The sequence below is a fragment of the Comamonas denitrificans genome (genome assembly GCF_017368815.1).
Lineage (GTDB): Bacteria > Pseudomonadota > Gammaproteobacteria > Burkholderiales > Burkholderiaceae_C > Comamonas > Comamonas denitrificans.
On the sequence record NZ_JAFNME010000028.1, the window covers coordinates 1 to 12810 of the forward strand.

Genomic DNA, 12810 nt, shown 5'->3' on the forward strand with positions numbered 1-12810 from the left:
CGCAGTGGATATGGCGGTATAACCATGAACGCCCAAATATGGCATTGGGCGGCATCACCCCCAGACAGCGGCTGGCCATGGCCGCATAGCTCTACTTCTCAGAGTGATGGTTTATGGGGGGATTACCGGGGGTTTTGCGCAGGAATTTGAGGCTGGAGGACACGCTGGGATCGCTGGTAAAGCAGCGCACTGGAATGCGCTGGCCCAGCTTCTTCCAGCCGTAATAGGCCACCAGCGCCGTGACGATGGCCTCCAGCGTCAGGCCATGCAGCGGGTTGCGGGGTTGGGTGGGGGTTGTCATGTCAAGATCTTGAAAGGCAATGTACTTAGCAAAATGCAATGCAATACATTGATTTTATTGAGTTTTATCGATTCGTTTAGCAACTGCTAAGCACTTGTTAAACACTTTTTAAACACTTTTAAAACGCCCTGTTTTATCTCAACGCAACGTGTAATACGGCTTCCCCTGCGCTGAATTCTTGGTGAGAAAACCTTCTGGTAAGCACCATTTCTTGAAAAGCCGCGACGCCTGCACCTGCGCAGAAGGAGAGTCTCCTAACCCGAGCAACTCCCGTAGCAGGGCATTGTCGATCCGCTGGTGGTCACTCAGGTACTCGCGTACCAGCTCTGCATAGCGCACCGGGTTCAGCCCCCGTGTCCGCGTGTAGGCCGCTTTGCCTTTGATAACCGTGGCGACGCCCTTCGAGAGGTGAAACGTCGCTGCCGAGGTATGCCCTTTGCGCTCCAGCAAATTCAGCGGTGCAGCGCACATGGCCTCTAGCACCGCGCGCGCATCGTCACGCGGCAGCTGCAGCACTTGCGCTGCTTGGCCCACATCCATGAACGATTGGCCCACCAGGGCATCCAGCACCAGCAAATGGTCCAGCGTCACTACTGCTCCTGCGGCATCCAGCCGCGCTGCCACTTGGGCGACGGCGCTGTGGGTTTCGCGGTTGAATAAGCGCAGGGTGACGGTGTAGCCATCGGTCTGGTATTGCGGACGGCGCTTGCCGTACACCAGGGCAGAGCGGAAGATGCGCCGCCGCCCAATGCCCGATGACTCCACCAGCCGCAGCTTTACCAGCGCATTGGCCAGTGTGCGGTTGCGCGGCACCGCCTCGTGCCGCAGGATGTTCTCGGGCGTGATGCCGGCCACAAACCCGCCAGGGCTGGTCACCACCAGCTCTTGGGCTGAATGCCGCACCAAAATCTCGCCAGGGTTCAGATAGTCGCGGTGTGTCAAGGCATTCAGTACCGCTTCGCGTACGCCCTCAATGGGGTACTGCGGAATGCGCAGCTTGAACAGACCCAGCTCAATTTCCCGCTCCGGATTCAGCGGGCCCACAAACACCTGCTCCATGCGCTCCACCGCTTCGAGCAATGGCAAGCGATCAATATCGTTGCGCGCCACCGTGGTCTCGCTGTCGTGCAGCACATAGTGGAACTGCGCCTGGGGGCAACAGCGGGCCAATACCTCCCGGCGCGCAAACAGCAAGACCCCGGTGTGGGTCACTACCCCGTCACGCACAGCCTCCAGGCCTTGCAAAAACTCTAGGTCTGGCAAGTCAAGCAGGCCAGAGGACGGCGCCTTGCTGCGCAGCACCTGGCGGGCACGCTCCAACTGCAAAGGGTCCAGGTCGGACAACGCCACCCCCTGGGCGGGCGCACCGCTCCAGTCCAGCGCCGCGCTGGCCACCTGGGCGCGTTGAAACGCCACGCGATCCAGCGGCATGCAGTTCTTGCCCACCCGCTGCTTGAACAGGCCCGCCGCCGTGCCGTAGGGCTTTTGCTGGCCCTCGGGCACACGCACTATCAACAGCTTGCCTGTGCCCTCGGGCACGGACAACTCCAGCACCTCGGCCTCGATGCCTGGGCGCGTGCCGTCATAAATACCGCGCTTGAACACATCCACATCATGGCCATGCGTGCCCACAATGGCCTGCGCACGGCCCCGCTGCTTGTCGGCCACGCCAAACACCACCACACCCCCGGCAGCATTGGCAAAGCACACCGCGTATTCGCAGGCCACCTTCAAATCTTCCTTGGGGCCCAAGGAAGGCTTGAAGTCCAGAAACTCGCTCTCCAGCGCATCGGCGATAGCGTCATCCAACTGGGCCAGCAGCGCCAGAATGTCTTCATTCGAGGGAATGCTCATGCAGTGGCCTCCGGTGATCGGGGTTGGGCATATTTAAAATTAGAGGAAAATAGGCCTATACCCCTTATGGGACAAGCGCAAGAAGCTATTAAAAGTAAAGCACTCATACTGACAGCGTACCGCCCAAGGCGGCTTCGGTGGCGGCCTGGGCTTCGGGCAGGTGCAGTTGGCCGGAGATTAGGCGGGGGAGCAAGGTGTCGCGCAGGGTGGAGAGGGTTTGGGTTTTGCTCTCGTTAACGGCGATACGCTGTTTCAGCGGTAGCACAAGTTCGTCAAAACCGTTCAATACCGCCACGGATGGAATGACGATGGGTAGGCACGCCAGCTTTGCTCGACCCAATTCGGTCTGCCCGGTAGACCCCTCTCCCATTGCTTCAATTTCAGGCTGTTTGCGGGCCATGAATTGCCCGAGATAGGGCCAACTTAGATCAGACCCTGCACGTACAACCGTAACGTGAGAGTCAACGATGATCTGCTCTGGAAGGCGCAAAACTTGTGCAATGCGACCCAATGTGCCAACGCCTGTGGAGTTCACCAATACATCGCCGACTGCTACTTCTCGACCATCAATTTTGCGCTGTGAGGGGTCATGCCTACGCCCCTTGGAGAAGTCAACAGAGAAGTCTCGAACGCACTTTTGGTTGAGGACAAGGACACCACCAGCTTCAATGTACTTGGGTGACAAACCGCGATTCAGGTAGCCACACACTGAGCCAAGCGTTCCAACCCGCCACCCCCTCGGCACCTCCCCCAACTCCGACGTTTCAAACCCATCGGGAAACAGCGCTGCGGTGGCCTCGTCCATGCCTTCAGGCGTGCGGCCTTCCATCTTGGCGCGCACGGGGTCGAAATCGACGAACCAGGACTTGAACAGGGCCTGGGCGATGGCTTCAAGGGTGGCGTTGGTTTCGCGCAGGAGGGTGATGCGGTCGTCGAGGGCGCCTACGATGCCCGAGATGGCTCGCTGTTCTCTCGGGTAAGGAATCTGCGTTTCTATCGCATTCAACGTTGTCTGATTGATCAACGGCTGGCCGGAGCCGCTGCGCCAGTTATTCAGATTCAGCTGCTTGAGTAGGTAGTACAGAAAGTTAGGATCGTTCTCTCCCTTTGCGGTTGCACGGATTGCGTTATCCGTCACCCAGCAAGCTTCGCGAGAAAAGTGAACCGAACCACAGTAGGAGCCAACGCGCCCAATCACGATCGTGTTCGGCGGGGAGTTGAACTCCCTCGCTTGACCAATTAATCCGTTTGACCCAAATACCGGAACAGGGGCTGCTTCTTCCCGCTCTGGGCTGGTTCGTCCGTTTGCAAAGCTCAGAACTTCTTCAAGTCGTGCGACACGCAACTCAGAACTCATACCCCAGCCCCCCCAGCTTCGCCCGAATCATCGCCACCCGCAGCATCCAGCCCCAACTCCCTCTCCAATTGCTCAATGCTGGGCAGCTGCCCCCGCAGCGCCTCGGGCAGGGTATGGCTGAGGTGGTAGGTCGCAAGGCCCATCGGCTTTTGCATATCGCTCAGGGCGTATTCAGCCACCAGTCGGTCTTTGCTTTTGCACAGCAGCAGGCCAATGGTGGGCTGGTCGCCCTCGCGGCGCAGTTGTTCGTCCACGGCCTTCAGGTAGAAGTTGAGCTTGCCGGCAAACTCAGGCTCAAAGTCCACGGTTTTCAGCTCCACCACCACGTAGCAGTGCAGGCGTGCGTGATAGAAAAGCAGATCCAAGAAGAAGTCGCGCTCGCCCACTTGCAGCGGCACCTGGCGGCCCATGTAGGCAAAGCCTGCGCCCAGTTCCAGCAAAAACTGGGTCACATGCTCGATGAGGGCGGTTTCCAGCTCGCGTTCGGTGTGTTCTGGGGTCAGGGAGAGAAAGTCAAACTGGTACGGGTCTTTGAGCAGTTGCACCGCCAAGTCAGATTGCACGGCGGGCAGGGTCTGGGCAAAGTTGGTAATGGCCTTGCCCTCGCGCTGCCACAGACCGCTTTCGATCTGGTGGGTGAGCACGCTGCGGCTCCAGCCGTAAGTTTGCGTGGCTTGCACGTAGTACAGCGCCTCGTCCGGCTGTTTGCACTTGGTCAGGATGGCGAGGTGATGGCCCCAGGGAATGGCCATCAATTGCGCAACAGGCTGTTGCGCAATTGCTGGTGAGGCATTCCAGAAGCTGTACCAGCGCCGTATCTGCTCCAGATTGCGCTTGGAAAACCCCTTGACCTCAGGAAACTCGCGCATCAAGTCGGCGCTGAGCTGGTTCAAAAAACCGCTTCCCCACGCAAACTGCGTTTGTTTGGCCACCATGTCGGCGCCCAGTTCCCAATAAAACTGCAGCATGGCCGTGTTGACGGCCACCGCCGCCTTGAGCTGTACCTGGCGGTAGCGGGCCTTCAGCTCGACCAGCCACGGGCCATATCCGTCAGCGGGTGCAGTTATTTCAGAACCCATACCCCAGCCCTCCCAGCTTCGCCCGAATCAGCGCATCCAGCTCTGCGCCCTTGGCCATTTGTTCGCCCAGTTTTTCGGTGAGCTTTTGCATCTTGTCGGCAAAGGCTTCGTCGTCGTCTTCCACCGCCTCAGCGCCCACGTAGCGGCCCGGGGTGAGCACATGGCCGTGCTGGGCGATTTCGGCCAGGGGCACGCTGCGGCAAAAACCGGGCTGGTCGTGGTAGTCGGTAATGCTGGCGCCCGTTTCCACCTCGCCACGCCAGGCGGCGACGGTTTCGGCAATGCGGGTGATGGCGGCATCGTCCAGCTCGGCCTGCACGCGGCTGATCATGCGGCCCTGCTTGCGCGCGTCGATAAACAGCACTTCGCCCTTGCGCGTTTTCTGCTTGGCCAGGAACCACAGGCAGGCGGGGATTTGCGTGTTGAAGAACAACTGGCCGGGCAGGGCCACCATGACTTCGACCACGTCGGCATCGACCATGGCGGCGCGGATCACGCCTTCGTTGTTCTGGCTGCTGCTCATGCTGCCGTTGGCCAGCACAATGCCGGCGCGGCCCGTGGGGCGCAGGTGGTGCAGCATGTGCTGCAGCCAGGCGTAGTTGGCGTTGCCTTGCGGGGGCGTGCCATACACCCAGCGCGGGTCGCCCTCTAGGCTGCCGTGCCACCAGTCGCTGATGTTGAAGGGCGGGTTGGCCAGGATGTAGTCAGCGCGCAGGTCGGGGTGCTGGTTGCGGATAAAGGTGTCGCCCGGCTCTTTGCCCAGGTTGAAGTCAATGCCGCGAATGGCCAGGTTCATGGCCGCCAGGCGCCAGGTGGTAGGGTTGGATTCTTGGCCATAAATACTGACATCGCCCGTCCTGCCTCCGTGTGCAGCTATGAATTTTTCTGACTGCACAAACATGCCGCCTGATCCGCAACAGGGGTCATACACCTTGCCCTGGTGCGGGGCCAGCACGGCCACCAGGGTTTTGACAATGCTGGCGGGGGTGTAGAACTGGCCGCCTTTTTTGCCTTCGGCGCTAGCAAATTGGCCAAGAAAGTATTCATAGACTTGGCCCAGCACGTCGCGCGCTTGGCTGGGGCTATCGCCAAAGCCGATGGTGGAAATCAAATCCACCAACTCGCCCAGCTTGCCATCGGGCAATTGGGCGCGGGCGTAGCGCTTGTCCAAAATGCCTTTGAGCTTGGGGTTCTCCAGCTCGATCAGCGCCAGCGCGTCGTCAATGCGTTTGCCAATGTCGGGCTGCTTGGCGCTAGAGCGCAGGTCTTCCCAGCGGGCACCTTCGGGCACCCAGAACACGTTGTCGGCGGTGTAGTAGTCACGGTCTTCGAGTTCGGCGGCAATGTCTTGGCCAGAGGCATCGCCATAGAACAGCTCATCGTCGGGGTCGCGCAGGCGCTGGGTGAGCAGTGCGGTGTGGCCGGTAAAGCTGTCCGAGATGTATTTGATAAAAATCAGGCCCAGCACCAGGTGCTTGTATTCGGCCGCATCCATGTTGGCGCGCAGCTTGTCAGCCGTGGCCCAGAGGGTTTTTTTAATGTCGTCGAGCATGTTGTTACAAAAGTGCCATGGCAAGCCACGGACTATAGGCGACAAAAGCCAGGCGTTAGCTGGGACCAACAACCGCAAACGCTTGGCTGGGGAACGCCCAGAACGATGCCAAGCACGACAAAAAGCCAGACGAAAAAAAACCTGTTTCTCTTGGGGAAAAACAGGTTTTTTTGAATTTTTGGTGGGTCGTAGTGGGATCGAACCACTGGCTTCCACCGTGTGAAGGTGGCACTCTACCGCTGAGTTAACGACCCGGTAGTCGTGGTGGGTGATGCAGGGTTTGAACCTGCGACCCCTGCCGTGTGAAGGCAGTGCTCTACCACTGAGCTAATCACCCTTTTACCGAAACATGCCTGGGGCGCTGTTTGCGGAAAGACAGGATTATGGCACAAATTTAACGCGCTATTTCAGGATTGGGCACTGCGCCAAACTGTTTTTCCGCCACTGGCTTTGTCGATGGCGGCCAAGGTTTCTTCGTGGGCGGCCAACTCTTGGGCACTGGCGGGCAAGACGGGCAGTTGATACTGGCGCAGGTCGATGCGCTGGGCCGGGCTGTCGTGTGCGCTGCCGGACTGGCCATCGTCGCCCAACAGGGCGTGCTGGCCACGCGTCATGTAGATGTAAACATCGGCCAGCAATTGGGCATCGAGCAATGCGCCGTGCAAGGTGCGCCCGCTGTTGTCCACGCCCAGTCGGTCGCACAGGGCATCGAGCGAGTTGCGTTTGCCAGGAAAGAGTTCTTTGGCCAGGGCCAGCGAGTCGGTTACGCCGGCCACAGCGGTTTTCAGTGGGGGCAGGCCCAGCAGGGAAAACTCTTTCTCCAAAAAGCCCATGTCAAACGGTGCGTTGTGGATGATCAGTTGCGCCCCTTGCAGGTAGGCCAGGATGTCGCGGGCTTTTTCAGCAAATTTGGGCTTGTCGCTTAAAAACTGCGTGGTCAAGCCGTGTACGCGCAGGGCATCTTCGTGGCTGTCGCGCTCGGGGTTGAAGTACAGGTGCAGGTTGTTGCCGGTGGGTTTGCGCCCGACCAGCTCAACGCAGCCCAGCTCAATGATCCGATCGCCGTTGTCGGGCGAGAGGCCGGTGGTTTCTGTGTCCAGAACAATGAAACGCTGCATATTTTTTATAGCTTGTTACGCTTTAAATACGGGGTTTCAGATACTTTTAATATCAAAAACAAGGTAAATAAAGCGCAAGCAGCTCCTTTAAATGCGGAAACTTTCACCGCAACCACAACGATCGCGCTCATTGGGGTTGGTGAATTGGAAGCTCTCGTTCAAGCCGTTGCGCACGTAATCAATTTGCGTGCCATCGAGCAAGGCGAGGTGTTCCGGGGCAATCAGCAGCTTGGTGCCGTGCTGCTCAAACACCACGTCTTCGGCCCTGGCTTCATCGGCGTATTCCAGTTGGTAGGCAAAGCCGGAGCAGCCGGTGGTTTTAATCCCCAGCCGCACGCCAATGCCGTGGCCTTGGCGCTGCAGGTAGTTGCTGACGTGGCGAGCTGCACGCTCGGTAACCGTAATCGTTGCCATGGACGACTCTCTCCAAAGAAATAAAAACTAATGATTGACGCGGTGGTGTTGGCGGCAATCGGCCACCGCGCTGCGCACGGCATCTTGCACCAACATGGCACCAAACACCCGCGCGGGTGGTATTTGCAGCGCTTGCACCAAGCGGCTGCTGGTCAGCTGCAGGGCCTCATCCAGGGTTTTGCCGTGTAGCCATTCGGTCATTAACGAGGCGGCGGCAATCGTGGCGGTGTCGCCATAGGCTTGAAAGCGCACGGCCTCGATGCGTTGGGTGCCGATGGGGCATTGCAAGTGCAGTTGCACCACCGCCCCCGTTTCTTGGCTGCCCACACGGCCCACGCCCACCCCAGGGGCCGGGGTGGCCAAGCTGCCCACATTGCGTGGGTGGCGGCTGTGCTCTAAGAGCAAATCACTGTAGTGCTGAGAAGCCATAACTCTTTACCGCCCAACGAAACCTAAACCCGCAGGCACCGCCAGTGGGCTAATGGCTTGCAGCGCTAGCACCGCGCTGCGGATGCAGGCCAGCGCCTGGGCGATGTCGGCCTCGGTGCTAAAGCGCCCGTAGCTGATGCGCAAACTGCTGTGTGCCAAGGGGTGGCTGCGCCCCAAGGCTTGCAGCACATGGCTGGGTTCGATGCTGGCCGAGGTGCAGGCCGAGCCGCTGGACAGCGCGACGGTGTCGCTGACGCGGGTCATGAGCGCTTCGCCCTCAATGCCGGCAAAGCTGAAGTTCAGGTTGTGCGGCACGCGCTGCGTGGCATCGCCGTTGAGCACCACACCGGGCACATCGGCCAAACCTGCCAGCACTTGCTGCTGCAACTGGCGGGCATGGGCGTTGTCGTGCGCCATTTCAAGCTGGGCCAGGCGAAAGGCTTCGCCCATGCCCACGATTTGGTGGGTGGGCAAGGTGCCCGAGCGCAGGCCGCGCTCATGCCCACCGCCATGCATTTGCGCCTGCAGGCGCACGCGCGGCTGGCGGCGCACGTACAGGGCACCGATGCCTTTGGGGCCATAGGTTTTGTGCGAGGCCAGGCTCATCAAATCCACCTGCATGGCCTGCACATCCAGCGCCACTTTGCCCGTGGCCTGGGCCGCATCAACGTGAAACAGCACGCCCTGCTGCCGGCACAGCTGGCCAATGGCGGCGCTGTCGTGTACCACGCCGATTTCGTTGTTCACCGCCATGACGCTGACCAGAATGGTGTCCGGCCGCATGGCCGCTTGCAGCGCGCTTAAATCCACCAGGCCATTGGGTTGCACATCCAGAAAAGTGACGGCAAAGCCTTGCTGCTCTAAGGCCCGCATGGTGTCGAGCACGGCTTTGTGCTCAGTTTTCAGGGTAATAAGGTGGCGACCTTTGTCCTGATAAGCCAGGGCTGCGCCCGTGATGGCCAGGTTATTGGACTCGGTGGCCCCACTCGTCCAAACCACGTCGCGGGCCTGGGCACCAATCAGGGCGGCCACATGGCTGCGGGCCTGCTCGACGGCTTCCTCGGCCTCCCAGCCCCAGGCGTGGGTGTTGGATGCGGGGTTGCCAAAATGCTCGGCCAGCCACGGCACCATGGCCTGCACGACCCGAGGATCGACCGGGGTGGTGGCGGCATAGTCCAAATAGATAGGGCGATTGAACGACGGCACCGAAAGCTCACTCAGGATTTGTTGCTACTAAAAACATTGCCCAGCGCGAACACCGAATTGGGGGCGTTTACGCGAATGGGTTTGACCACGGGGGCCGAAGAAATGGCGCGGCGCACCACCGGCTTGTCTTCGATTTGGATACCGCGTGCCAGCTGGTCATCGACCAGCTTTTGCAAGGTGACGGAGTTTAAAAATTCAACCATGTGGTTGTTCAGGGCCGCCCACAGGTCGTGCGTCATGCAGCGGCCTTGTTCGCCCAGACAGTTTTCTTTGCCGCCACACTGGGTGGCATCAATGGGTTCATCGACCGAGGTGATGATGTCGGTCACCGTAATGTCGGCCGCTTTGCGGGCCAGGGTGTAGCCGCCGCCGGGGCCTCGGGTGGATTCGACCAACTCGTTGCGGCGCAATTTGCCAAACAGTTGCTCTAGATAGGACAGCGAAATTTGCTGGCGCTGGCTGATTGCCGCCAAGGTGACGGGGCCGCTGTTTTGGCGCAGGGCCAGATCAATCATGGCAGTTACGGCAAAACGGCCTTTGGTGGTCAAACGCATGGCAAGCTCCTTTAAAAAATAGAACAAAAACGCCAAAAACAAGTAAGCGGGCCACTCCCAGGTTTCTGTGCAATGGCCCTACTTTCTTATTTCTTGACTAATTTGTAGGACTATAGCACAAAAACCCCTTACCCCAGTCGGACACAGTGCAATAGCCGCTTCCGCCCGCACAGGCCGGGGCCGCGTTTGCGCAGGCTTTAGCCAAGCCCGAGCAGCTGATTTTTCAAGATGGCCAGCTGGTCGCGCAAGCGGGCGGCAGATTCGAACTCCAGGCGTTTGGCCGATTCGAGCATCTCTTTTTCAACGCGCTTGATTTCTTTGGCCAGTTCCACTTCGGACAAGGCGGCCGCAGCCTGCGCCCCAGCGGCGGCGCGGGCCACCTCGCGGCTTTGTTGCTGGGATTTATCGCTGTACACGCCGTCGATCAAATCCTTGACCCGCTTGACGATGGCGGTGGGGACGATGCCGTTGGCCAGGTTGAACGCCGTTTGCTTGGCGCGGCGGCGCTCGGTTTCGTCCATGGCTTTGCGCATGGAATCGGTGATGCGGTCGGCGTACAAAATCGCCTTGCCGTGCAAGTTGCGCGCCGCACGGCCTATGGTTTGAATCAGGCTGCGCTCAGAGCGCAAAAAGCCTTCTTTATCGGCATCCAAAATCGCCACCAACGAGACTTCGGGAATGTCCAGCCCTTCGCGCAGCAGGTTGATGCCCACCAGCACGTCAAACGCTCCCAGGCGCAGGTCGCGGATGATTTCTACGCGCTCGACCGTGTCCACATCCGAGTGCAAATAGCGCACTTTGACGCCGTTTTCGCTCAGGTACTCGGTCAGCTGCTCGGCCATGCGTTTGGTCAGCGTGGTGATCAGCACCCGCTCATGGCAGGCCACGCGCTGGTGAATTTCCTGCAGCACATCATCGACTTGGCTGCTGGCTGGGCGCACTTCAATCTCAGGATCGACCAAGCCGGTGGGGCGCACCAATTGCTCCACCGTCTGGCCACTGTGCTGTTTTTCGTAATCCGCCGGGGTGGCTGAGACAAACACCACCTGGCGCATGCGCTGCTCAAACTCTTCCAGCTTCAAAGGCCGGTTGTCCAGCGCCGACGGCAGGCGAAAGCCATACTCGACCAAGGTGGTTTTGCGCGAGCGGTCGCCGTTGTACATGGCCGAGAGCTGCCCCATCATCTGGTGGCTTTCATCCAAAAACATCAGCGCATCTTTGGGCAGGTAGTCGATCAGCGTGGCCGGTGGCTCGCCCGGTGCCGCGCCAGAAAGGTGGCGCGAATAGTTCTCGATGCCCTTGCAGTGGCCCAGCTCAGAAAGCATTTCCAGGTCAAAGCGGGTGCGCTGCTCCAGGCGCTGGGCCTCTACCAGCTTGCCCGCCTCGACCAGCTCGGCCACACGCTGGCGCAATTCTTCCTTGATGGTTTCCACCGCCCGCAGCACCACATCGCGCGGGGTGACGTAGTGGCTGCTGGGGTACACCGCAAAGCGCGGAATGCGCTGCTGCACCTGGCCGGTGAGCGGGTCAAACAATTGCAGGCCATCGACCTCGTCGTCAAATAGCTCAATGCGGATGGCCAGCTCAGAATGCTCGGCCGGGAACACGTCGATGGTGTCGCCACGCACGCGAAACTTGCCCCGGCTGAAATCGTCGTCGTTGCGCTGGTACTGCATGCGCACCAGCTGGGCGATCAGCTCGCGCTGGGCAATGCGGTCGCCCACGCGCAGCATCAGCACCATCTGGTGGTAGCTCTCGGGCTCGCCAATGCCGTAGATGGCCGAGACGGTGGCCACAATGATCACATCGCGCCGCTCCAGCAGGCTTTTGGTGCAGGACAGGCGCATTTGCTCAATATGCTCGTTGATGGCGCTGTCTTTTTCGATGAACAGATCGCGCTGCGGCACGTAGGCTTCGGGCTGGTAATAGTCGTAATAGCTGACGAAATACTCCACCGCGTTTTGCGGGAAAAACTCGCGAAACTCGCTGTACAACTGCGCCGCCAGCGTCTTGTTGGGCGCAAACACAATCGCCGGGCGGCCCAATTGGGCAATGACGTTGGCCATGGTGAAGGTCTTGCCCGAACCGGTCACGCCCAGCAGGGTCTGAAACGCCTCGCCATCGCGCACGCCTTCGACCAGCTGGGCAATCGCCGTGGGCTGGTCACCTGCGGGCGGATAGGGCTGGAACAGTGCAAACGGGGAATTGTCGAAATGCACGAATTGTCCCGCCGGGGCGGGTGAGGGAGTTTTTTGCATACGGGGAAAACTTTAACAGGCACGCTGCCACAACAGCCATCAGGCCAATAACTCGCACAACATGTCGATATGCGCCTGGCGGTAGTGCGGATCGGGTTCTGCGCCTTCGCCAAACACGGTATGCCACAGCAGTACATGCACGATGGGCGACAGCACCAGCCAGGGGTGGCGGGCCAGCACGGTGTCTTTGCGGCCACTGGCCTCCAGGTTGTGGTGGATCACGGCCATGACCTGCTGGGTGTGCTGCTGGGTGAGCTTTTTCCACTCGTCCACGCGCAGCGGCACGCGCTCGCGCTCGGGAATCAGCAGGCGCACCAGCGTAATCACCTCCGGTGCCAGCAAGGCAGCGTGCAGCCGATCGACCGTCCACTCCGCCACCGCCCGGGTGCCGGCCACCGCCGCCAGTTGCGGCATCTGCGCCCAGTCGGTGCGGTTCAGGCTGCGGTCCAGCAGCGCCTTGAAGATGGCGTCCTTGCTGTCGAAATGGGCATACAGCCCGCCTTTGGACAGGCCGCAGCGCTGGGCAATGTCGTCCATCCGCGCCGCCGTGAAGCCACGGCGAGAGAACTCCTGCAATGCCGCGTCCAGTATCTGCGGCACGCGCTGCGCGGGTGCCAGGCGCAATCTGCGCCTGGGTTGAGTCCTATCGTTGTCCATCATGCCCGGTATTGTCACGCCTCAAAAAGCT

General features: G+C 60.0%; 11 protein-coding genes, 2 tRNA genes and 1 pseudogene. All 14 read right to left on the reverse strand.

Going from position 1 to position 12810, the window contains the following annotated elements:
- Positions 1 to 127 precede the first annotated feature (127 nt).
- A pseudogene (locus tag J1777_RS11490) lies at positions 128 to 301 on the reverse strand (VF530 family protein); the annotation flags it as partial.
- Positions 302 to 439: 138 nt separating this feature from the next.
- Positions 440 to 2155, reverse strand: coding sequence for an RNA-binding domain-containing protein (locus J1777_RS11495; RefSeq protein WP_207575840.1), 1716 nt, complete (start codon positions 2153 to 2155; stop codon positions 440 to 442).
- A gap of 103 nt (positions 2156 to 2258) precedes the next feature.
- The gene (locus J1777_RS11500; RefSeq protein ID WP_207575841.1) at positions 2259 to 3512 is read right to left on the reverse strand and encodes a restriction endonuclease subunit S; all 1254 of its coding nucleotides are present in this window, start codon (positions 3510 to 3512) and stop codon (positions 2259 to 2261) included.
- Positions 3509 to 4591, reverse strand: coding sequence for a PDDEXK nuclease domain-containing protein (locus J1777_RS11505; protein ID WP_207575842.1), 1083 nt, complete (start codon positions 4589 to 4591; stop codon positions 3509 to 3511). Before J1777_RS11505 ends, J1777_RS11500 begins: the two co-directional genes overlap by 4 nt.
- Entirely contained in the window at positions 4581 to 6143 is a 1563-nt protein-coding gene (locus J1777_RS11510) for a class I SAM-dependent DNA methyltransferase (RefSeq protein ID WP_207575843.1), read from the reverse strand. Before J1777_RS11510 ends, J1777_RS11505 begins: the two co-directional genes overlap by 11 nt.
- A gap of 179 nt (positions 6144 to 6322) precedes the next feature.
- Positions 6323 to 6397 (reverse strand) — tRNA-Val (locus J1777_RS11515).
- A gap of 8 nt (positions 6398 to 6405) precedes the next feature.
- Positions 6406 to 6480: transfer RNA gene (locus tag J1777_RS11520), tRNA-Val, on the reverse strand.
- Positions 6481 to 6550: 70 nt separating this feature from the next.
- Positions 6551 to 7261, reverse strand: coding sequence for a DNA polymerase III subunit epsilon (gene dnaQ / locus J1777_RS11525; protein ID WP_207575844.1), 711 nt, complete (start codon positions 7259 to 7261; stop codon positions 6551 to 6553).
- Positions 7262 to 7348: 87 nt separating this feature from the next.
- Complete coding sequence (locus J1777_RS11530) at positions 7349 to 7675, reverse strand: HesB/IscA family protein (protein ID WP_207575845.1); 327 nt, start codon at positions 7673 to 7675, stop codon at positions 7349 to 7351.
- Between the two features lie 27 nt (positions 7676 to 7702).
- Positions 7703 to 8104 carry an iron-sulfur cluster assembly scaffold protein gene (locus J1777_RS11535; protein ID WP_207575846.1) on the reverse strand — a complete coding sequence of 134 codons (402 nt, stop codon included), beginning with the start codon at positions 8102 to 8104 and terminating at the stop codon, positions 7703 to 7705.
- Between the two features lie 6 nt (positions 8105 to 8110).
- Positions 8111 to 9310: an IscS subfamily cysteine desulfurase gene (locus J1777_RS11540; protein ID WP_207575847.1), complete on the reverse strand. Its 1200-nt coding sequence runs from the start codon at positions 9308 to 9310 to the stop codon at positions 8111 to 8113.
- Between the two features lie 11 nt (positions 9311 to 9321).
- Positions 9322 to 9864 (reverse strand): Fe-S cluster assembly transcriptional regulator IscR, encoded by a 543-nt coding sequence (iscR, locus tag J1777_RS11545; protein WP_207575848.1) that lies wholly within the window; start codon positions 9862 to 9864, stop codon positions 9322 to 9324.
- A gap of 197 nt (positions 9865 to 10061) precedes the next feature.
- Entirely contained in the window at positions 10062 to 12122 is a 2061-nt protein-coding gene (gene uvrB, locus J1777_RS11550) for an excinuclease ABC subunit UvrB (RefSeq protein ID WP_207575849.1), read from the reverse strand.
- A 39-nt stretch (positions 12123 to 12161) separates the two neighbouring features.
- Positions 12162 to 12746: a TetR/AcrR family transcriptional regulator gene (locus J1777_RS11555; protein ID WP_207575850.1), complete on the reverse strand. Its 585-nt coding sequence runs from the start codon at positions 12744 to 12746 to the stop codon at positions 12162 to 12164.
- Between the last annotated feature and the right edge of the window lie 64 nt (positions 12747 to 12810).